Origin of the sequence: Thomasclavelia ramosa DSM 1402 (assembly GCF_014131695.1) — a bacterium.
In the GTDB taxonomy this organism is placed as follows: Bacteria; Bacillota_I; Bacilli_A; order Erysipelotrichales; family Coprobacillaceae; genus Thomasclavelia; species Thomasclavelia ramosa.
In genome coordinates, this window is record NZ_CP036346.1 from 1811976 (window position 1) to 1834672 (window position 22697).

20 protein-coding genes are annotated in these 22697 nt (G+C 29.6%); 1 reads left to right on the forward strand and 19 read right to left on the reverse strand.

The genetic code is table 11. The features are described from left to right. Positions 1 to 84: 84 nt before the first annotated feature. From EYR00_RS08615 to EYR00_RS08660, 10 genes are all read right to left on the reverse strand, one after another. The gene (locus EYR00_RS08615) at positions 85 to 3162 is read right to left on the reverse strand and encodes an ABC transporter ATP-binding protein/permease (RefSeq protein WP_003537521.1); all 3078 of its coding nucleotides are present in this window, start codon (positions 3160 to 3162) and stop codon (positions 85 to 87) included. A gap of 302 nt (positions 3163 to 3464) precedes the next feature. Then, entirely contained in the window at positions 3465 to 4217 is a 753-nt protein-coding gene (locus tag EYR00_RS08620) for a MurR/RpiR family transcriptional regulator (protein ID WP_003537520.1), read from the reverse strand. A gap of 249 nt (positions 4218 to 4466) precedes the next feature. Beyond that, positions 4467 to 5096 carry a PTS sugar transporter subunit IIB gene (locus tag EYR00_RS08625; RefSeq protein WP_003537519.1) on the reverse strand — a complete coding sequence of 210 codons (630 nt, stop codon included), beginning with the start codon at positions 5094 to 5096 and terminating at the stop codon, positions 4467 to 4469. 74 nt (positions 5097 to 5170) lie between these two features. Next, positions 5171 to 6742: a hypothetical protein gene (locus EYR00_RS08630; RefSeq protein ID WP_009300204.1), complete on the reverse strand. Its 1572-nt coding sequence runs from the start codon at positions 6740 to 6742 to the stop codon at positions 5171 to 5173. Beyond that, entirely contained in the window at positions 6735 to 7439 is a 705-nt protein-coding gene (locus EYR00_RS08635; RefSeq protein ID WP_008791541.1) for an ABC transporter ATP-binding protein, read from the reverse strand. Before EYR00_RS08635 ends, EYR00_RS08630 begins: the two co-directional genes overlap by 8 nt. Positions 7440 to 7592: 153 nt before the next feature. Further along, positions 7593 to 8909: a 6-phospho-beta-glucosidase gene (locus EYR00_RS08640; protein WP_003537516.1), complete on the reverse strand. Its 1317-nt coding sequence runs from the start codon at positions 8907 to 8909 to the stop codon at positions 7593 to 7595. Beyond that, on the reverse strand, positions 8896 to 9645 hold the full coding sequence (gene nagB / locus EYR00_RS08645; protein WP_003537514.1) for a glucosamine-6-phosphate deaminase: 750 nt from the start codon (positions 9643 to 9645) through the stop codon (positions 8896 to 8898). Before nagB ends, EYR00_RS08640 begins: the two co-directional genes overlap by 14 nt. Before the next feature lie 9 nt (positions 9646 to 9654). Further along, positions 9655 to 10971: a PTS sugar transporter subunit IIC gene (locus EYR00_RS08650; protein WP_003537512.1), complete on the reverse strand. Its 1317-nt coding sequence runs from the start codon at positions 10969 to 10971 to the stop codon at positions 9655 to 9657. Between the two features lie 106 nt (positions 10972 to 11077). Further along, complete coding sequence (locus tag EYR00_RS08655; RefSeq protein WP_003537510.1) at positions 11078 to 11728, reverse strand: PTS lactose/cellobiose transporter subunit IIA; 651 nt, start codon at positions 11726 to 11728, stop codon at positions 11078 to 11080. A 14-nt stretch (positions 11729 to 11742) separates the two neighbouring features. After that, on the reverse strand, positions 11743 to 13626 hold the full coding sequence (locus EYR00_RS08660) for a BglG family transcription antiterminator (protein WP_227141130.1): 1884 nt from the start codon (positions 13624 to 13626) through the stop codon (positions 11743 to 11745). A 152-nt stretch (positions 13627 to 13778) separates the two neighbouring features. On the opposite strand from EYR00_RS08660, the gene EYR00_RS08665 reads away from it, so the two are divergent. Next, positions 13779 to 14348 carry an RDD family protein gene (locus EYR00_RS08665; protein WP_003537507.1) on the forward strand — a complete coding sequence of 190 codons (570 nt, stop codon included), beginning with the start codon at positions 13779 to 13781 and terminating at the stop codon, positions 14346 to 14348. Between the two features lie 57 nt (positions 14349 to 14405). On the opposite strand, the gene EYR00_RS08670 is transcribed toward EYR00_RS08665, so the two are convergent. The 9 genes from EYR00_RS08670 to EYR00_RS08710 form a co-directional block, all read right to left on the reverse strand. Next, complete coding sequence (locus EYR00_RS08670; RefSeq protein ID WP_003537505.1) at positions 14406 to 14651, reverse strand: Cas5 family CRISPR-associated protein; 246 nt, start codon at positions 14649 to 14651, stop codon at positions 14406 to 14408. Positions 14652 to 15218: 567 nt separating this feature from the next. Next, entirely contained in the window at positions 15219 to 15566 is a 348-nt protein-coding gene (locus EYR00_RS08675) for a DMP19 family protein (RefSeq protein WP_418361533.1), read from the reverse strand. 276 nt (positions 15567 to 15842) lie between these two features. Continuing rightward, on the reverse strand, positions 15843 to 16610 hold the full coding sequence (locus EYR00_RS08680) for an alpha/beta hydrolase (protein ID WP_003537503.1): 768 nt from the start codon (positions 16608 to 16610) through the stop codon (positions 15843 to 15845). Then, positions 16607 to 17815 carry a radical SAM/SPASM domain-containing protein gene (locus EYR00_RS08685; protein WP_008791535.1) on the reverse strand — a complete coding sequence of 403 codons (1209 nt, stop codon included), beginning with the start codon at positions 17813 to 17815 and terminating at the stop codon, positions 16607 to 16609. Before EYR00_RS08685 ends, EYR00_RS08680 begins: the two co-directional genes overlap by 4 nt. 5 nt (positions 17816 to 17820) lie before the next feature. Beyond that, complete coding sequence (locus EYR00_RS08690; RefSeq protein ID WP_003537501.1) at positions 17821 to 18687, reverse strand: class I SAM-dependent methyltransferase; 867 nt, start codon at positions 18685 to 18687, stop codon at positions 17821 to 17823. Continuing rightward, positions 18663 to 19235: a class I SAM-dependent methyltransferase gene (locus EYR00_RS08695; protein ID WP_003537500.1), complete on the reverse strand. Its 573-nt coding sequence runs from the start codon at positions 19233 to 19235 to the stop codon at positions 18663 to 18665. Before EYR00_RS08695 ends, EYR00_RS08690 begins: the two co-directional genes overlap by 25 nt. Positions 19236 to 19573: 338 nt before the next feature. Next, the gene (locus EYR00_RS08700; RefSeq protein ID WP_003537499.1) at positions 19574 to 20407 is read right to left on the reverse strand and encodes a histidinol-phosphatase HisJ family protein; all 834 of its coding nucleotides are present in this window, start codon (positions 20405 to 20407) and stop codon (positions 19574 to 19576) included. Between the two features lie 709 nt (positions 20408 to 21116). After that, entirely contained in the window at positions 21117 to 21695 is a 579-nt protein-coding gene (locus tag EYR00_RS08705) for a histidine phosphatase family protein (protein ID WP_003537497.1), read from the reverse strand. Positions 21696 to 21708: 13 nt separating this feature from the next. Continuing rightward, complete coding sequence (locus EYR00_RS08710) at positions 21709 to 22686, reverse strand: aldo/keto reductase (RefSeq protein ID WP_003537496.1); 978 nt, start codon at positions 22684 to 22686, stop codon at positions 21709 to 21711. Positions 22687 to 22697 lie beyond the last annotated feature (11 nt).

Below are 22697 nucleotides of genomic sequence, written 5' to 3' on the forward strand. Positions count from 1 at the left end.
TTATATTTTTTATCACTTGATTATTATACTTTTCAATAAATACAAAAATAAAAGAGTTTCTTGTTAAGGAAACTCTTTTAAATCCTATTCACTTCTTAAAGCTGTTACAGGATCTTCTAATGCTGCTTTCTTAGACGGAATCAAACCACCTAGCAAAGTCAACAAGACACTTAATACAATTAGAATAATTGCTCCCATGATTGGTAATGTTGCACTAACACTAGTATTACCAGCTATTTCATGAATTAATGCATTCCCCGGAATAAGTAGAATCAAAGTTATCCCTATTCCTAATACTCCAGCTAGTAATCCAATAATAAAAGTTTCTGCATTAAAGACTTGTGAAATATTTTTCTTAGAAGCACCAATCGCTCTTAAAATTCCAATTTCTTTTTTTCGCTCTAGAACACTAATATAAGTGATAACTCCTATCATAATAGAAGATACTACTAATGAAATAGCGACAAAAGCAATTAATACATAACTAATCACATTTATAATATCTGTAACTGAAGACATTAATGTCCCAACATAATCAGTATATGAAATTACTTTATCCTCATCAATCTTTTTAATATTTTCATTATAACTATCTAAAATATTGATTACTTCCTGTTTCGTTTCAAAATCCTTAGGATAAATATTTATTGCACTAGGCTTATCAAAATCAGCATATCCTAGATTTTTAAGATTCCCCTCATATGAAGAAGACTCAGTGGTCATTAATGACATCATTAATTCTGAGAGCTCTTCTTCATTCATATTCATTTTTATCGCTTGGGCAAAAACACTTGTATCAATCTTTATCGCATCTTGCATACTATTGGCAAGATTTCCCATTTGCTTAGTTATTTGTATACTTATTTGTTGTTGTAATGATTTAGTGATCGTTTCGGTATATTGAGTCATTACTGTTTGCATTTGCCTTTCCAACTGAGCTTGAAACTGTTCAGTTGCCCCACTTGACTGGAGAAGTTTGATCATCTCATCCTGCATTAATTTTTGAGCCTGATCAGTTTGTAAAAATGCCATAAAGTATTCATTCATTTTAGTTGGATCGATTAATCCATTATCTTTTAAATATTGTTGAAACTGTGTCATAACTGCCTGCGTAAAACTCTCAATATTCTCTTTAGGAATATCGACTTTCATATTAGCAAAAATGTTATCCATATTAATACTCGGTAAAGAAGCTGAATCCAGTTTAATCTGACTTAAATCTAAATCTCCCATATCAAAAGAAAGTTTATTTTGATCAAATGAAAAAGCTTTCTTCATCATCTCTCCATCGACAGTAAATAAAGAGTTCATATCTAATTGATTGCTATTTTTATCACTGAATTCTTTTCCTGTAAAAACATCAATATTAGGATTACTTATTTGTTTATTAACAATCTCACTTGAAGCTGCCTGCTCAATTACATGATTAGTCAACGCTGCAGGATATCCAATTCCAGATTGTAACATCGTTGCGCTGGCAGAATCTTTAGGCTGTACAATTCCAACGATTTTAATATTCTCGCCATTTTGAATCAGATTTTTCATATAATTTTCATCATCAGTTTTATCTTTATAAACATTATATTTACTATCATATTGATAATAATCTGAGGCATTAACAAGTTTAAACTCTATTCCTAAAATATCTTTATAAGAATATGACTTAATATCTGTAGGCACATTAACGGTTTCTTCTTTTGAAAACTGTTCAATCATTTTATCAAGTTCTGAATAATCACGTAAGCCTAAAGTATAAAGCATAAAATCGTTAATATTTCCATTTTTAGTTAACACTAGAACACATTCATTATAATTCTTTGGCCAATTTCCAGCTTTAATATCATATTGATCTTCATAAAGGCTTGTATTACTTGGCATTTGATAAAATACATCCGTACTCATCATCGAAGACATTAGGCTATTTGAATTGGCTGATGAGCCTAGTCCTAATGATGAAAATGACTTATCAGGATTTACTTGACGAATTAAATCAGTATTAGTACTGTAAATTTGTGGCGCAACATTATAAGTATATTCAATTGAATTAGTATTCTCTTTGATATTACTTTTTCCACTATCAAGATACTTCTTTAATGAAGTCAAATCATTAGAACCTATTTTCGAGAACATATTTGTAATCATTTGTGATACATGTATTTTAGTATCATCTTTTTCCTCATTATTCTGATTAGGCTGTGTATCAGTCATCATTGACGTTATATCAAAACCTGTACTTTGAATCTGTAATGGATACTCTGAAAGAGTTTCTTCTTCAATTGACTGTATATATTGATTAACCCCATTTGAAAGTGAAAGAATTAAGGCAATTCCAATAATTCCAATTGAACCTGCAAATGAAGTTAAAATCGTTCGTGCCTTTTTTGTACGAAGATTGTTAAAACTTAACAACAGTGATGTTAAAAAAGACATTGATGATTTCCCCATATTTTCATGTCTTGGAACTTCTAGTTTATCTGAACTAACTTCATAAGGATTAGAATCACTGCGAATGATTCCATCTCGTAATTCTACAATTCTAGTTGCATAAGCTTCGGCTAGTTCAGGATTATGAGTAACCATAACTACCAAACGATCCCGGGCAACTTCTTTGAGTAATTCCATTACTTGAACACTGGTTTCACTATCAAGCGCCCCTGTTGGTTCATCTGCTAAAAGTATATCCGGATCATTTACTAATGCTCGAGCAATCGCGACTCGCTGCATTTGTCCCCCAGACATCTGATTAGGTCGTTTATGAAGATGTTCTCCGAGTCCAACTTCCTTTAAAGCATCAATTGCTCGTTTACGTCGCTCATTCTTGGAAATTCCTGAAATTGTTAATGCTAATTCAACATTAGCTAAAACTGTTTGATGGGGAATTAGGTTATAACTTTGAAAAACAAAGCCAATTGTATGATTACGATATGAATCCCAATCACGATCTTTATATCGCTTTGTTGAAATACCATTAATAATTAAATCTCCACTGTCATAACGATCTAAACCGCCAATTATATTTAAAAGTGTTGTTTTTCCAGAACCACTAGGTCCAAGAATTGCAACAAATTCATTATCACGAAGATTTAACGAAATACCATTTAATGCTATTTGATGTAAATCTCCAGTAATATATTCCTTAGTTATCTTCTGTATTTGAAGCATATGATTTTCTCCTTTTTCAATAATAAGTAAATTCTACTCCTCTTAAATAAACTGAAGATTAACAAAAATATTTTCAATAAAAAGTTTATATCAACATAATTACTAAAGTTAATTAAAAGAAAAAAGAATCCAAATAAATTAATCCTAAATCATTAATACTATATATTTCTATAATTATACCACTTAGAGTCGTTATAAAGTTAAAGAAATAATATTTTTTCTTTAACATATATTAAAAATACTATTGTCATTCCAATTTAATTTATTTTATAAAAAAAGATCATATCTTAATGATATAATCTTTATTGATAATATTTTTGATAATAACGAATCCGCAAAATATCAAAAATCATCATAATTTGATAATTAAATTGCAAACCATCAAATTTACCAAGAACATGCGCAAAATAATCAGCACAAACATTCTCATAATCACGATATGCCAGATTTTGTGTAATTAGAACCAAATAAGCATCACAAATATTTTGTGGCTTTAATTTTTTTACATTTCTTTCCATCATTCTACCAGTTGCTGTAATAAAGAAGACAACATCGTCATCACTAAACTCAAAATTCAAATCAAAATGATGATACTCAACAACTTCTTTTCCCAATGAAATTAAATCTGTCTGGAAATCAACTGCTACACTACTTGGATATAGCGCTCCAAGAATAACAATTCTCTGCTTATTAAAAATCAATTCACAAAGTTCATCAATCCACTGTATAAATTCTTCCTTAGAATAATCAGTATTTACATGCTCAAGGAAATCATTTATATCAGTGTTTAACATCCGCGCATGAATTTGTTCAAGACGTCCCTGATGATCGGCTAAAAGACGTTCTTTAAATTCATCAAAACTATGTATTCCAAAATGTTGACAAAAGTCCAAGAGTTCTTCTTGACTGCATTTTGCTGCATCAATAAATGATACCATAGTATGATTTTCTATCAATGTATAATTTTTAATTATAAAATTACCAATCCTATACATATGATCATCATCTAAACACCCATTTAAATATTTTAAAATCCGTGAAATCATTAATTCCATTATTATTCCTACCTCCTTTTATCAAACATTAAATAATCCATTACCTATATTATATAATAATTAAGTTAAAAATTAAATTAATACATCTTTTCTAACTAATTTTTTTGCCTTTATAGCCTATCTTCTTAACCATGCCATCATTGCTCAATTGATAATCTAAACGATTAATAATTAATAACAAATACGACTTTAATATTAAAGAAACTCACTATAATATACAGTGAGTCATAAATATTCAAAATTTAGTCTTTATAAAAATACTTCCTGCACACGAGAAACAATATTATTACAATTATATTGTGCAAAATCAACAGGATTCATTATTAAAAAACGTTTGTGATACTTCGCTGCCATACTTTTAGTATAGTGTTGAACTTGTGGTGCCATCAACACTAAATCATATTCTTTCGATAGCGTATCATCATCATAGATACTAGTGGCTGAAAAATGGTATGGTAAATGATTATTATTACTAAAATCTTGTAACATTTGAGCAAACATTGCTGTTGTTAACCCACTAGAACAACACAGTAAAATATTTCGTTCACCATCATCTTCACTCACTTCATACTCTTTCTGGCAAACACAAAACATTCTTCGCTTAAAACTTTTGATTAATTCTTTAATCTGATTACGATCTTCCATCTCATAATGAAGATAAAAAATTTGTTCATTATTTGTACAATCAGTGATGATTTCTTCTACAACCGAATTATTCCATACGACAATTTGTCCAAAAAGATTATCTTTAAGATAATTATATGTCTCTTTTTGATCATCCTCTTTGATACAAAATTCAGTTCCCGGCTGTTCTTCGTGTAAAGTGGATAGCCATGCTTTAAATTCATCAGTATTAAAATTTCTTCTACAACATCCCATTTTTAGCCCTCCTATCTACTTATATCTATAAATAAATAATATCATCATCAAACTAAACTTTCAATTTAGTTAATTTAATTTCGAATCTTAAAAGTATTCCCAGCCCACTTAAGTACTAAAATACAAGCAATGACACAATAGCCAATACAAAATAGAATACAAACAATTCCAAAGGAAAGAATTGGTAACTCAAGTTTAGTAAAAGCATAACAAATAATATAGGTCAATGAAATAATTGTTGAATAAATAGGACTTTTTACTTCAGTATGCGCATTATATGGCTGCAATAAATAATATAAGATTAAATAGTGTGTTGAAAAAAATATGCTCATTGAAATTATTGAGATAAAAGATATAAATGCCAGAAATGCTTGATCAATTCCTCCACAAATAAATAAAATAGCCATATATCCTAATGCTAAAACAACTGCTGGCAATAAATTGATTTTAACTATTTCTCTTAAACGAATTTTAAATAATATTAAAATATTTTTAGGAATTCGATAAAAAGAATAAGTCAACATTGAATGATCGCAGTTTACAAACATTGCTTGTGTAATATTTTTAGCAGTATTTAATAAATACATAATAAAAACAAAAAAAGGTAAAATACTTGTCATAGCATTATTTGCATCTTTTTGAGTTTCAACATCATAAAATAAGATACCAATTATCACAACTATTATAAATGCAATCATATAAGTTTGTCGTTTAGCTGTTTTCCATAAAATTTTCTTATGTCTTTGCATAAATAATTCATTAAAATACTCAAAACCAGTTTTATTACTTTTAGTATCAGCTTCTAAAGTAATCATTTTATGATATGAATCATTAATAATATCTTGAGTATCTGTATTTAATAACGAATCGATATTTTTTAATAATTTATGACTAAGCTGATGATAATCATCATACTTTAATACATAACTCATCAAAATAACCGCTAATATACTAAGGATTATTAAAACAATCAGCATCATCTTAATCGGAATAATCAGATTAGAAAAAATAAGTGCATAACCCACTAATAAACATCCGATACTAAATCCAATTATTGCTGGTGAATTATTATTTTCACTTCGTACCTTTCGATTCCTTTTAAAATCTTTAAGATAAGCACTAACAGCCATTAGCTTTAAACCAATAATAAATAACGGTAATATATAACTTAACCAAAAAGGGTATTGTAATGTAAAAGATAAAATCATGAATGCTGTCATATATCCAACATAATGTCGGAACAGAGTATATAAGTATTGTGATAGTACAAACTCTCGTCCATCCATTTTCATTAAAATAACTGCATAATATTTATCTTTCGAGGGATCAAACATTCCTGTATTAAAAAATGCTCCGCCTAAACTTAGAAAAAATAATAATTGTAACATTGCACGAAAGTTAAATACATTCATAAAATTCAAAGGTATTATGAGCATAATTGCAAAATATATTATTTTTCCTAAAAAAACTGATATAATTTCCCAAATAGTATTTAAGATAGTAACAAATATTTTTAGACTTTGATTTTTATAAAGTGACATAGGTAACACTCTTCTAATAATTGGAATTTGTTTAAACATATAAATAATGCTATTAACACGATAAGTATTTTTCAAACGAAATGAAATTAGAAAGGTATCAAGCATGATCTTCATCCTTTAAAATCTTGATTATCTTTTCTTGAAAAGCATCATCATCCAGATCCTCTTTATTAATTAATGATAATTGTCCTTTATTAAGGATAACTATCTCGTCACATAAATCAACTGCCAACTCCATTATATGAGTTGAAAAAATAATAATATGCTCTTTTTTTATACTTTTTAAAAGCTTTTTCATCTCATCTGCAACAACAACATCTAATGATGTTAACGGCTCATCTAACAATAGAACATCAGGGTGTGCAATGAACTGAATCAACATCTGCATCTTATTTTTCATTCCGTGTGAAAAATCTTTTAATAAACGATCACGATCTTCTTCCAATAAATTAACCATATCAAAATATTGATCAATAGTTTTTAAATTTTTTATATTCTTAATATTGATCTCAATAAAAAACTTTAAAAATTCTCGTGCCGTTAGAAATTCCGGTACTGTTGGAGTTGATAAAACATAACCAATATCACTCATCGTTAATGGCTTACGGCCATTATCTTCAAGATAAAAATCGCCTTTATCTATTTCTAAATCTTGGTTCAAACAATTAAACAAAGTTGTTTTGCCAGCTCCATTACGACCTAATAAACCATAGATTTTTCCTTTCTCAAAGCAAAAACTGATATCTTCTAAAACTTTTTTATCTTCAAAATTCTTTTGTAGATGTTCAATAATTAGTTTCATAACTTCCCTCCCTATTTTTACTAAGTATATCATCGTTAAACTGTCATCACAATAATAAGCATAATAAAACACCTTCATGCACTTTACAAAATATTATTTATAAAACAAAAATAAGAATAAACTAACTAATAGTTTATTCTTACTTAAATTTCTTTATTTAAAAAATTGTGGTAAATACTTCTTGTGTGCTTCTAACATTTCATCGAGTATTTGTCGAGCTGTTATTTCACTTTGAACTAATGGATTAATTGCCATAGCAACTAGGGCATCATCATAATTGCCACTAACTGCCACATTGGTAGTTAAGATTTCAAATGTCTTTAATTGCTGAATTAATCCAACTACTTGAACTGGTAATTCTCCTACTGGGATAGGAACAGGTCCATCTTTAGTTATAATACTACTAACTTCAACGACTACATCATTAGGTAAGTTAGTAATTGCACCATTATTTAGTGTGTCAACTACTTGAATATCTCCTTTATCATTGTATAATGAAGAAATTAAATTGCAAGCTGCATCACTATAATAAGCTCCACCACGTTGTTCTAATTCCTTAGGCTTCACATCCAAATTTTCATCTTTATATTTCTCAAATAGTTCTTTTTCAACCTTCTTCACAACTTGAGCACGACATTGATGTTTAGCTGCATCCTCTTGACAATGTTCCAGCATTTGCTGTTTTTGTAAATAATAGCGTAAATATCCAATCCCTAAATAACCATAGCTATTTAAAAATTCATTGCTCCATGGTAAATCAACAATATTTTTTAAAGATTCTTTATTTCCATCATTTATCATCGTATCAATCAAATTACGATTAGCATTTTTACCGTTTAATTGAATATCTAATGCATAGATCATATGATTAATTCCACCAATTTTAACATCTAAATGGTCTTCTTCTTTAACTTTTAAAATTTTTTCAATGTCTTTGATCATATTTACAGGTCCATTACATAACCCAATAAATTTTTTCCAGCCAGTATGTCTAAACACTGCTTCAGCATTGATTCCAGAAGGATTTGTAAAAGAAATGATCCAAGCATTTGGACACAATTCTTCACAGTCTTTAATAATTTCAAAAATAACCGGAATAGTTCTTAATGCTTTGAACATTCCACCTGGACCATTTGTCTCTTGACCAATCACTCCATATTTTAGGGGAATCAACTCATCTTTTTCTCTAGCATCTAATTGTCCGACTCTAAACTGAGTTGTTACAAAATCAGCATCTTTTAGTGCTTCACGACGATTTAAAGTCAAATGCACTTCCATATCAAGTCCAGCTTTTTTTATCATTCGTTTAGCCAGATTACCAACAATTTCTAATTTTTCTTTTCCCTCTTCAATATCTACTAACCATAATTCTTTAACTGGTAATTCTGCATATCTTTTAATAAATCCTTCTACTAATTCTGGAGTATAACTGCTGCCTCCTCCAATTGTAACGATTTTAACGCCTTTCATAAGTTTCCTCCTTCAAATTGGCTGCTGCACATTGATCTAATACTACAATTACATTATTGTGTGTTTGAATTATAGAGCTAGGAAAGTCTTCACTAACTGGACCATATAACATTCTTTCCACTAATTTAGCTTTTTTATTTCCTTTGGCAATCATAATTAGTTGTCTTGCCTTCATAATCGTTTTGATTCCTTGCGTAACTCCTTGCGTTGGAACATCTTCAATTTTTGTAAAACCATAATCCAATGAACTTTGAATTGACTCGGGGTGTAAATCAACAACATGACTTTCACTATCAAATGAACTACCTGGTTCATTATAAGCAATATGACCATCCATTCCTATTCCCAATATTTGAATATCGATAGGATTATTAATGATCAATTGATCGTATTCTTTACATTCTTTTGTCATATCCTTAGCATTTCCATTTAAAGAATAAATATTTTCTTCTTTAATATTAATTTTACTGAAAAGATAATCTTTCATTGCTCTTGCAAAGCTTTGAGGATGATCTTTTTCAATCCCAACATATTCATCAAGATTAAAGGCTCTAACTTTTGAAAAATCTGTTTTTCCACTTTGGTATGAATCAATTAAATAGTCGTATGCTCCTAATGGTGTAGACCCCGTGGCAAAACCAATCACTGGAGCATCATTATCTTGAATAAATGTACTAATTTGCTGTCCAACATATGTATCAACATCTTGTTCGGTTTTAAATACATAAACTTGCATAAAGTCCTCCTATTCTTGTAGCAATTCTTTTTTCTTAGCATTTTTTAATAAATCACGATCTAACACTTTTACAAATGGGAAATAAATAGCAGTAGCAACAGCAAAATTGACAATTTGAAGAATCAATGCGTTCCATCCCCCTGCTATCCAGCCAGAAATAAATACTGGTGTTGTCCAAGGAATCTCAATCCCCTGTAATAATGGTACAAGACCTAAACTCATTGCCAGATATGTCGTAACACATAAAACTATTGGTACTATTACAAATGGTATCATCATTATAGGGTTTAAGACAATAGGTATCCCAAAAATAACCGGTTCATTAATATTAAATATAGCAGCTGGTCCAGATAACTTAGCAACTGTCTTTAATTCTGGACTCTTTGCCCCAAACCAAATAGAAACAAGCAATGATAATGTTGCTCCCGTTCCTCCTGCAATTAAATATACATCTCTAAATTGTTGACAAATAATATTAATTGGCTCTTTACCAGCTTGGACTAGAGCTAGATTTTCTGCTGATAAACCGCGCCAAATTGGACCCATAATAGCACTAACGACGTTATCACCATGAACTCCGAAGCACCAAAATAAACCAATTAGCCCCTCACTGATCATCTGTGATGGCAATGAATTTCCTAGTGCAGATAACGGCTGTTGTAAACATTGATAAATTAAATCAAATACAGTTGCATATGGTGTATATTCAAAAATAACTTTAATTAAAAATACTACTGTTAAGATAATTGCCGCAGGAATTAATGAAGAAAATGAGCGACTTACAGCCGGCGGAACAGAATCAGGCATTTTAATTACCCATCCTCTTTCTTTGATCCAATGATAACTCTCAACTGTCAAAATAGTACAAATCATTGCAACAAACAAACCTGCAGCTCCAAGATATCCCATAGGAATAACTCCCCCTGAAGTGACTGTTTCACCAGCTTCAGTTGTCAATGTAATTGTAAAATTATTTAACAATAAAAACGTAATAATTGGTAAAATCAATGCACTTGTATCTTTAATATGATGATATTCTAACAATGATTTAGCAATTCCAATAATTACAAGCAGTGCCATAATATTAAAAGTCGGTTCTAACAAATAACCCAACTTAGCAATATTTTCAGCACCAAAAATACTTCCTAAAAAATTATTTAAAGCTTCCGAAGGTAAATTTGATAACAACAAGAATATTGAACCAATGATTAAAAAAGGCATGATGCTCGTGAAGCCCTCACGAATTGCACTTAAATAACGGTTTTGTTCAACCTTCTCAGCAATTGGCATTAGAGTTTTCTCTAACATTTGTGTAAATCTATCCATAATAGTTTCCTCCCTTTCTTTACAATTACATTATATTATTTATAAATGAAAGTTACCTTACACATAATTTCGCTATACTTAGAGCAATTCTATGCAAACTCTGGCTCTAATGCTTGATTTTCATAAATAATTCTTTTGCTTGATTATAAATTTTTTGGCCATCCAACTTCCCATATGCTTTCATATCGATTAGTCCTACTATTTGTGTACGCAGCGTCATCATTCGTTCAATTACAGGCATTCGATAACGGATCTGTGGACTCACCAAAACAACATCATAATCACCTATCACACCTACTAGTTCTTCAAACGATGATGATTCAATATAATCCCCTTCATCAGCATATAAATACATTGTTTGTACTAACAAACTTGTTGACATCCCCTGTCCGCATACAAGCAATACTCGCATATTTTTTTGTTTTTGAAAATTTTCTATACCTAAATATGTTTTTATTTCTTGAACTTGCTCATAAAGACTAATAATTTCTTTTGCCATTTCTAATTGTGTTTGTGCCCCACAAAGATGATCTTGAGCATGAACTAAAAGCATATTTGGATTAAAATGATCTACTTTTGCACTTTTAGCTAACAATTTTGATTGAATTTTATGCGCTAATAATAACTCTTCTTGAGCCTCGTTCATTTTAAAATCTGCTTCTTGAATATCCCCCTGACGAGCATATTCAATTGCTTCCATCGAAGATGATTTAGAATTTCCAGAATGTAAAATTAATTCAAAACTTGTTTCATTCATCTTTTCTCTCCCCCTTATCCAATCAGTTTTCCTAAATTCTTTGTAAAAGTTTGATAATCACCTCTACAAATAACATCTTGAACACTTTGCTGATCCATCATAAATTTTGAAATACACTCAAATAATACTCTTAAATCTTTTTGATTTCCTTTTTCAACACAAATCAAAAAAATCAATTGTGCCTTTTGCTTCGACCATACGATCGGTTTATCTAAAATAGCGGTAATAACAATCGTTTTTTGAGAAATCAAATGATCAGGATGCGGTAAAGCAATCAGCTGTCCATATGCCGTACTGCCTAATTCCTCGCGACGAATACATGATTGAAACAAGTCTTCTTCAAACTCATTATATTTATTTGCAACTTCACACATCAATTGAATAACTTCTTTTTGATTTTTGGCATCAATCATGCCCATAAAACACTCCTCTTTAAAATACTTTAATAATTCACCTGCTTCACTTTGACCTTGTAAAGAATTTTTTATTCTTTGAATATCTTTTTGATCAATAAAAAAATTTATTCTTAAAGCTCGTTTAGGAATCAGTGGATGATTCAAAAATGTTGCAAAAATACAGTCATAATCATCTAAATTATATTGTGGTATCTCTAACGCATTGATAATCTCTAAATCACTGATCATTTCATTAAACTCTTTTAAAAAAGTATGTTGAATCATTAAATAATCGCCTCTACGAGCATTACAAATTATTAAGACTTTTTTAGGATTAATTTTATTTTCTTTTTTTGAAAGCGATAAAGAAAAATGCACTGCTAAATAACCTACCTCATCACTGCTTAGTTGATAATGTTTTTGTTCACTGATATACGATGCCGCAATAACTGCCACATCATACGCTAAAGGATAATTCGCCTGAATATCTTGAATCATTGTATTTTGTAATTGCATTTGGCTTTCTAGCCGAACTAATAAGGGCACCAGATGTAAAGCCAATGAAATCTTCAATTCAACATCACCATAAAAATCAATATCAGTTTTAATCTTAATTTCCTCCAACATGCCATTAACAAAATAATCGATTTCTTTGCTGATTAAATCATTTTCTTCATAACTACGCTTTCCAAGTAGATGAATTGCTAAAAAAGATATTTCATTTTCAGTAACAATAAAATGATATATTGAAGCTAATTCATCCAAAATTTTTTTGGCAATTACATGCTCATGCCCATATTGCCTTGCCATTTGTGGATTATCAATGTATATTCCATGCTGCATTCGTTGAATTGAAACACATATGTGTAAAACCAAGTTTTGTAAGACCACATCGCTAATCCGATATTTTGCTTTCATCAGACTATCAACAACTATATCACTTATAGTAGCTAGCCATTCCTTTTTAATTGTTGAATGTCCTAATTGCAATTCTAATTGCTCTTTAATAATACAATCTCTTTTATCCTTCTCTAAGCCAACAACAATCATGCCATAATTAGGCTTATGTTCTATTTTTAATTGATATTTTTCGAGAACTCTCTTGACTATCTTTAAATCACTTGAAACACTGGATCGTGAAACATACATTTGACTAGCCAAATCATCCGCTTTAACAAAATGATTATCAGATAATAATGTACTTAAAATATATGTAATTCGATAACCCTGATTATTAAAATCTTTTTTATCATCACTTTCTAATAATAACTGTTTAAAATCATTATATTCTTGTTGATCATGGATAATCAGATTATATCCTTTGCTTGTCATTGAAATAATTTCTAGTTGATATTTTTCTAAAATTATTTTCATCTCTTTTACTGTATTTTGTAATGTTTTCAAACTACAATTTACTTTATTAGCTAATTCAATCCCTTTAATAAAACTATTTTTATTCTCATCTAAGCATAAAAATATTTGTTTCTGTCGTTCATTTAGCATCATAATCTCTCCTTATCCATAATAAATATACTCTATTAATAATTATTTGTCCTTGCAGTCTTTTCGCCAAGCTTAGAGTAATTTTCTGTAAGGATATTTTAAAAGAATTGTCTATACTAAAATTATAAGAAGATTCTTAAGGAGCGTCAATCATGAAAAGAATATTTAACCATTCATCAGTACATAATCACCAAGCACCATTTGTTAAACGACTAATTGCATATTTTATTGACTGGTATATCATCAGTGTCATGACAATTTTACCTATAAACTTGATTTATAGCATTATCTATCATCAAAAGAATTTTACTAGTTCAATTGTCAATCTTCCTCTAATTCCCGCAATTAGTGCATTTTTAATAGGCTTACTGCTCTCTTTACTATATTTAGTTTATTTTCCTTACAAATATAATGGTCAAACAATTGGTAAAAAAATCTTTGGTTTAAAAATTGTTAAGAATAATGAAATTAATATTGATTTAAAAACTTTATTAATTAGAAATGGAGTTGGATTAATTTTAATTGAAGGTACATTTTATAGCTGCTCAATCTATTTTTGGGAACTGATAAACATTATCTTTGAAGCATCAATAGCTTCATTTGCATTATCAATTTTAGGAATAGTATCGTTTATTTCAATGTTTATGAGCCTCCTTAATTCTAATCATCGTATGTTGCATGATTATCTTTCAAAAACTAGTGTGGTCACGGTTCATAAATAACAAAAATGGTAGCAAGTTTATTTACAAACTTGCTACCATTTCTTATTTTGAAAATGATTAAAAATCAAATTCATCCGCCCATGCAAAATAAGCCGATTCTTCAAGATTTGGTGTATATGGATTGATATCAATATAAGGGATACTAACTATCTCTGTTTGATAATCGATTACGATGACTTCTACAACACTTAAAGCAATTGGATATTGAAATCTTATACTGAGCATTTTTTGTAACCAATTTACTAATGATAAATAAGTATCAGCAATATTAGAAAAATCTCCATATATCACCATACAAGCCATTATTTCAACAGCTGAGGTGTATCGAAATTTAAAAAGCTTCTCGATAGTGACAGCTTTTTAAATTTCGATACTCACAATTCTACATCAACATCATATTCACGGTAATCTTCATCATAATAAATTGAAAAATATTTTGCTGAAACATCTCTTCTATGCTCAGCAGTAAAGTTTAATAATTCTTCCTACAACTTACTTTCAGCATAATAATCAGAAATTATTTTTCTAAATGAAAGTACAAAATAACTTGGAGTTTATTTTATTAGAACATTATAATTCATCCCATTTTTATTACCTAATAATTCTTTTTTTGCTAATTCGATTTTTTAATTTTACTTGTTCCTCCAATATATTTTTGCTCCAGTTATTCAATAATAAACTGATTTCCTTGGTTATTTAAAACAAGTGCTATCTCTGTTAATTAAATCCACTACCTTACAAATATATAATTTTATTTAAGCGAAGAATTTGTTCACTTGAATACATGGCGCGATATCCAGTTGTTTAATCAACTGCAGCCAGTTTTAAAAGTCCCATTTCATCATAATATCTTAACATTCTAACAGTAGCCTATGTTAATTTAGAAAACGCTCCAATTTTAAACATGATTTCATCCATCTTTACAATATTTCCTTCTGTGTATTTATCAATAAAATCAAAATATTCTATTTCATGATCAGCATAATACTGTTCATCAATTTGATCTAATTGATTACTGATTTCTTGATTTGAGTACATCTCGATTCGTTTATTTGGGTAGATATTAATTGCAGCTTGTAAATAATCTTTACTTATCGTTAGTTCCAAATCTCTAAAAGCTTCAAGCGTAAAATCAGAATGATGATAATAATTTGAAATAAACTGCTCAACTCCCCCCACATTCAACTTCCATATGAAAATTATAGAGAAACCAAAAATTTTGCTCTACCAGAGTACAATCATTAAACCGTTCACCATAATTAGATTTTTCGTCAATTAATGTAAAGAGATTAAATAATCTTTCTTCCCTCTCTTGAACTATAATTTCTGTGATTGACAAATCAGGATTATAACCATTAAGTAGATAATTAAATAATTCTCCATCTTCATCAGATAATCAAGGCTTATTTAATAAAAAATAACCAATCCCTAATAGACATATGACTATTCCCATAATAATTGTTTTCTTCTGCATTATTTCTTCCCTTCCAGCCTTTATATCACTATTCTATTCATAGTCTCATCAAGAAACAAAAAATGACCTCTGCCTTGACACAAATGGAGTTCTACAAATGAAAACTGTGATAAGATTTGCGCAGTTTTTCGAATATTTTTAAAACTGGCTTGACTATAAATTATATTAACCGGGCAGTTGATTTGTTGACATCGCTTAATATGATTTTGTTTTTCATACTCATTCATAAGCTTTAAATAAAATGAATTAACAGTACGATTCCATTCCCTTGACGATATTCTTATTCGTTCTGATGAACTAATGTTTTTGAATTTCGTACAACATTCTAATATTTTAAATAACTTAATCTGCTTTTGAAATATTCGATAGCCGCTGCAGTATCCTGGCAACAGTGTCAACCATAACCATTTCGGTAAATAAATCATTGTTTCTATCAAAATTAAACGCTCAATAAAATATGGATTACGAATCGCAAAATCAAGTGCAAATACACCCCCTAAACAATATCCAACAATAGTACAAGATTTGATATTTTCGCACTTCACTAATTTTAATACCAGCTGATTAAATACTACCATATTAAAATTCTTTGTTTCTATCGAAGAATCCCCATATCCGCATAAATCAACTAAAACCAAAGAATAATTTTTTAATAAATGTTGCAGTTGATCTGTTTTATACATTTCTCTAGTCATATTCATTCCATGAAAACAAATACAGACTGGTTTATTTAAATTTTCAATTTCATAGCAAAGAATATTTCCTAAATAAGTCACTTGCTTTCTCATTTTTTATAACCTCGCATTAGTTTATAAAATCGAGGTAATTGTTTACAAATATCACAATTTTTAGCAATACATTGACAATGCGGGCCATTTATTGCTTTTGACATTTTTACCCAAATATATTGAATATTTTCATTCAACACATTTCCAAATGTCGGCTCAATAAAGTCACAGGGACCAAAATTACCATGTCCATCAATATATGAATGCTGTACTCCAGCTCCACAGCCAAATTGTTCAGCACTTTCAAAATATGGAAAGACACTGGCTTTAGGATATCGAGAATCTCTATTTAATGTAATATGCAATTGCTTTAATTGTTCTTTTTCGTTATCAGTTAGAACTTCTTCCAATTTGTTTTTTAAAGCACCACAAGGTAAGGGCTCCATGATTCGCATTTCATCTATTTCTAATTTTTTTAAATACAGTGCCAGCTTTAAAATTCCTCCATTAATCAGTAATTCTCGTGTACATACCGTTTGACTCATTGTATAAAGCCCTGCCTTTTTAGCATTTTTAATAGCTTCAACAGCATAATCGTAAGCATGATCATTATGGCGCATTCCATTATGTCTTTGGGCATCTAAAGAATCGAGACTTATTGCAATACCAAATAACCCCGCTTCTTTTAAAGCCAGAGCACGTTGATAAGTTAATTTATATCCGGTTGTAAAAATATAACTAACACTACGTTCATCAATACTTGCAATAAGCTCCTCTAAATCTTCACGCAATAAAGGTTCACCACCTGTAAAACCAATAATTGCTACACCTAATCTTTGTAATTGGGCAATGATTTTTTTTAATTCTAAAGTCGAAAATTGACTATTTGATGTGGCATCTTTCATAAACTTAGATGCACTGCAATGCCAGCAATGGTACATACATTTATCTGTAACAGCAATATATGTAGAAATCGGAGCCAGCCGAATCCCTTCAGTGTGATTAACAAAAAAATTTTTTCCTTTACCAGGAACCATCTTAACTACTGTCCTAAAAGCTTCAGTATTAATCGGTGGAATAAATGAATTCACTAAATAATAACCATCATGCTGGACTAAATGATCATTTATAATTATATTTAATCCACATTTTACCATATTTCTAACCTTATAATCTTCATGCTTGCGAAATTGGCAATGCAAATTTAAAAATGTTTTAATAATGTGGGGATTGATACACATTTTAATAATCATCCGTTTGTTCACTCAGGTCACCCCTTCTTAAATATTCCCATCACGAAATGATGAGTAATGCATGGTTTAGTAAAAAACTTCTGCAGCTGCTCAACAAGAGTATTAAAAATTTTTTCATTTTTCAAATCCAACATTGCATCATAACCAGCCAAAGCACCTGTTGAGGTAACAAATTTTGCGGCCCGATTCCAATCTGTGAAATAAAATTCTTGTTTTTTTGAAGTTACTCGACAATTTTTTAATCCTGCTTTTTTAGCCCAACGTTCCAATTGCTGCGCATTGTTTGGCATTGGTAAATCAAACATTAATTTATTAATTGAGCCTACATATTCAATTAATAATTTTGGATAAATTTTTCGAATTTGTGGCAATGTTTGCTGATCATTTACTAAGATATACAAATATCCCCCATTTTTTAATAACCGCTGACATTGATTTAATACTTTTTGTGGTTGTTCGTACATCAATGCCCAAGTACATACGATTGCATCATAGCAACAACTTTCTTGTACCGTTAAAAATTCAAGCATTCCTTTACACACTTTATTAATGCTTGAATTCTGACATTGTTTTAACATTTGCTTTGAAATATCCACAAGATCAATTGAATAATCATTATATTCTTGGATAAAATTTGAATTATAACCAGTTCCTCCAGCCAAGTCTAGAATACGGCCTTTAGAAATATGTTTGATTAGATGATTTAAAAGAATATCATTATATGTATGCATTATTTTTAAATATTCTTGCTGATAAGTTTTACTAACCAGATCATAAGAATTGCCAATATCACTTCTAGTCACAATTTTTCTTGTTATAAATAAATATCCTACCTTTATTCCTAAATGGAATAAACTAATTATTTTTCTTTTTTTAACATGCATATATAGTCCCACTTTCCTTGATGTAGAAATACTATATTCAGCTTATTTTGAAGCGAAAAATCAACCAACTGTTCAGGTTTGACTGGTTTTATTTTTTCAAAACAACAACGTTCAAAAAGAAAAAGTAATTTTATTCTAAATGCTCTTTGATTAAAATCATGAATCAAAATAAAACCGTTATTATTTAGATAATTTAGCATCAATTTAAGACATTTTTCTTGATTCATTAAATGATGTAAACAATCTCGACAAATGATAACATCGACTTTATTTATTGGAAGACCTTTTTGTATCGATGCATGAATTAATTTTACATTAGTGTTTTTCTTTTTAGCTTCTTTAAGCATTGATAAACTAGAATCCACAATTGTGACTTGATGACCAGCAGCTTGTAAATCAGCGGCTAGTGTTCCACTTCCTCCGCCAACATCCAAAATATGATATTGCCCCTTCGATAATTTGTGTTCAATAACACTTGTATCATCTAAATGAAACAAGCGCATAAAATGATCATATATCTTTGCATAACTATCAAATAAATAGCTCATAATTATCACCCTTTATTTCATTATATTATATATAATTAGTTATAGCTAATAAAAAAGATACCTAGTAAAGTGAACCCAAGTATTTTATCCAATTATCAGATCATGATAACAGAGCAGCTTTCAAAGCATAATTAAACTTCTTCCAATATAAACTGCTAATTTGGAGATTTTCTCTTTGAGCATTAGTTAATTTCATCAATAACTAAAAATCTCTCTAAAACTTTTATTTTATATGCGGTAACCCATCTTTATTTCTTTCTATAGCTTAAATTATTTAGATTATCACCATTATTTTAAAATAAAATTAATATAAAAATGGACTATTAAAAATCCATTTTCTACAATTTATGAAAAATTGGTTTCATTTGTTTAAAAGTACAAAATTCTTTAAAGCCAATCTTTTTTAAATCCTTTTTCATCGTTTCAATATGAGCACCTAGATGAACTTTTTCGTGACTATCACTACCTATTGTAATAATTCTTCCCCCAAGATCGTAATATAGCTGAAAAATATCACGTGATGGCATTAAATCATCAAGACCATATCTAACTGAAGATGTATTTAATTCAATTCCCTTTCCATCTTCAATAATATATTTAAGTATCCTAGTGATTATCTCCTTGTGTTCATTGAAGGCATCATAACCATCTTTATCATCATAACGTTTAATTAAATCCATATGTCCCAAAACACTGTAATCATGATAGTTTCTTACAACATCATACATTTCTTGGTAGTATCTTTGATAATATTCAGCCTCACTTAGTCCAGCTTGAAAATCATTAGTCCAAAACTCTTTATTTTCAACTTGATGAATTGAAAGAATAATAAAATCAAATGGATATTTATTAAAAAGTTTTTGAAATTTATCAATAGTATGCATTTGTATTCCAAATTCCATTCCTTTTTTTATCGTAATTTGGTTACAATATTTCTCTGTTAAAGAATCAATTTTTTGAAAATACTGTGGATAATTGACATTGGCAATAGTCTTTTCATTCTCTTTAATTATTAAATTTGGATCATCCCAATCTAATTTGATTCCATAATCAACATGATCTGTAAAACATATTTCTTTAATACCTAAAACGATTGCATCCCTAATAACATCCTCCATTAGATAGCAAGAATCATCGCTATACTCTGTATGTACATGATAATCACAAAACATTTTCAAGCTCCCTTCTATTAATGACTAAATTATAACAGTTATCCTATCTTTTTGTTACTATACCAAATTTTGAAAAAATTTTTTCTATTCTTCTAACTACTTTAATCAAAAAGCTGCAAAAATATTCCATAATGTTTAAAGAGTCTATAATCTGTTCCCATTTTTTGTATAATAAGCACAATGATAGATAAAGGAGTGAGATAATATGAATAACTTTTTAAAACAAGTAAACTATTTGGTTATGTATCAGTGGGCAAAAGATAAATTTCCAAATGAATATTATGAAAACAATGAAAGATTTTAGATGTATTGATAATACTTGAAAAAAGTTTTAATTTATTGCAGCTAGGGATTTACTTCTTCTTTTTTGCTTACAACATACAAAAATTCCTTGATTTAAATCAAGGAAAACTAAAAATAGAATCTGTTGATATTAACACTCTAAATAAAAATATTAATAACAAAGATGATTTGATTCTTTTATTACCACTTATCAATCGCTGTAAAGCTAACTTAAAAATAAATTTATTACTAACATAATTTCCATTCTAAACAGTGAGCATACTTGCAATAAATATCCCAACGTTTTATCTATCATTAATAAAGATACTTAAGATGAAAATATTGTTGGTTAGCAATACAGGAATGACAGTTAACCTACTTGCTGTGCAAATGAAAAAATATCCACTTCATTATGAAGTGGATATTTTTAATTATATTTGTGTCTAATTACTTCTTCCAACTTAAATACTCCATCATTAAATTGATAAACAAAAATACAGCAATTTCCAAACCCTTTATTTAATTCTTCAGTTGGATCTTGAATTGCTCTTAAAAAGTTAAAGCAAGCTCCACTATGGCTAACAGCTAAAACATTAAAATGATCATCTCGTTCCATAATATTTGTCAATGTCTGCATCATTCGATCTCTAACTGTATTTGAAGACTCTCCACCATATTGTAAATAGAAAGTTTCGCAATCCTTTGGTGTCAAGTGACAATTTAACCTTTCACTCTCACCTTCTAATTGACCATAAAAATTTTCTTTTAACCCTTTTAAACGCGTATACGGCATATCTGTAACTAATTCTAAGGTATCACTACATCTCTCACTAGTAGAACAATAGGCATGATCAAAAGTAATTTGATGATCTTTAAAATATTGTCCGGCTACTTTAGCTTGATACTGCCCCAACTCTGTTAATGGCGAATCACACCAGCCTTGAATTTTATTTTGAAGATTAAATAGTGTTTGTCCATGACGCATTAAATATAATTTTTTCACCATTTTTTCATCCTTTCTAATTATGTCCCATAATTACATGAGGCTGATAGCATTCTTCTAAATATTCTATATCTTCTTGTGTTAGTTTAACTGTTAAAGCACCCGCAAAATCGTCTAAATATTTTTCTTTTGTAATCCCTACAATTGGTGCAGTCACGCCTTTAGCCCATAACCATGCAACAGCAACTTGAGATTTAGTGACTTGATATTTATCTGCAATTTCAGCAACTCTTTCAACAATTTTTCGATCTGTATCTACAGTACTATCATATTTTCGTTTTGCAACCAAATCTTCTTGAGCTCTTTTTGAATCTGAATTCCAATCACGAGTTAATCGTCCTGCCGCTAGTGGACTATAAGGCACCAAAGCTACTTTCATATCTTTGCATAAAGGAATCATTTCTCGCTCTTCTTCACGATATAATAAATTATAATGACCCTGCATTACAGAAAATTTAGTCCATCCATTTTTTTCTGCAAGATACTGTGCTTTTTGAAATTGCCAGGCATACATCGATGAAGCACCTAAATAATGAACCTTTCCTGCTCTAACCAAATCATTTAGAGCACACATCGTTTCTTCAATTGGAGTATTATAATCCCAGCGATGAATATAAAGTAAATCAATATAATCGGTTCCCAATCTTTTTAAACATTGTTCAACTTCATGCAAAATTGCTTTTCGCGATAATCCTTTCCCATTTGGTCCTTCATGCATTTGACCGCTTACTTTTGTAGCGATTACAATTTCTTCCCGTTTAGCATACTCCTGAAGCGCTCGTCCTAAAATTTCTTCACTGGCCCCTAATCCATAAACATTAGCAGTATCAAAAAAATTGATTCCTAAATCTAATGCTTTTTTTATAATCTTACGAGAATCAGTTTCATTCAGTACCCAACTATGGATCCAACGTTGAGGATCCCCGAAACTCATACAACCTAAACATATTTTAGATACTTCTAAACCTGTATTTCCTAATTTTACATATTCCATTGTCTTATCTC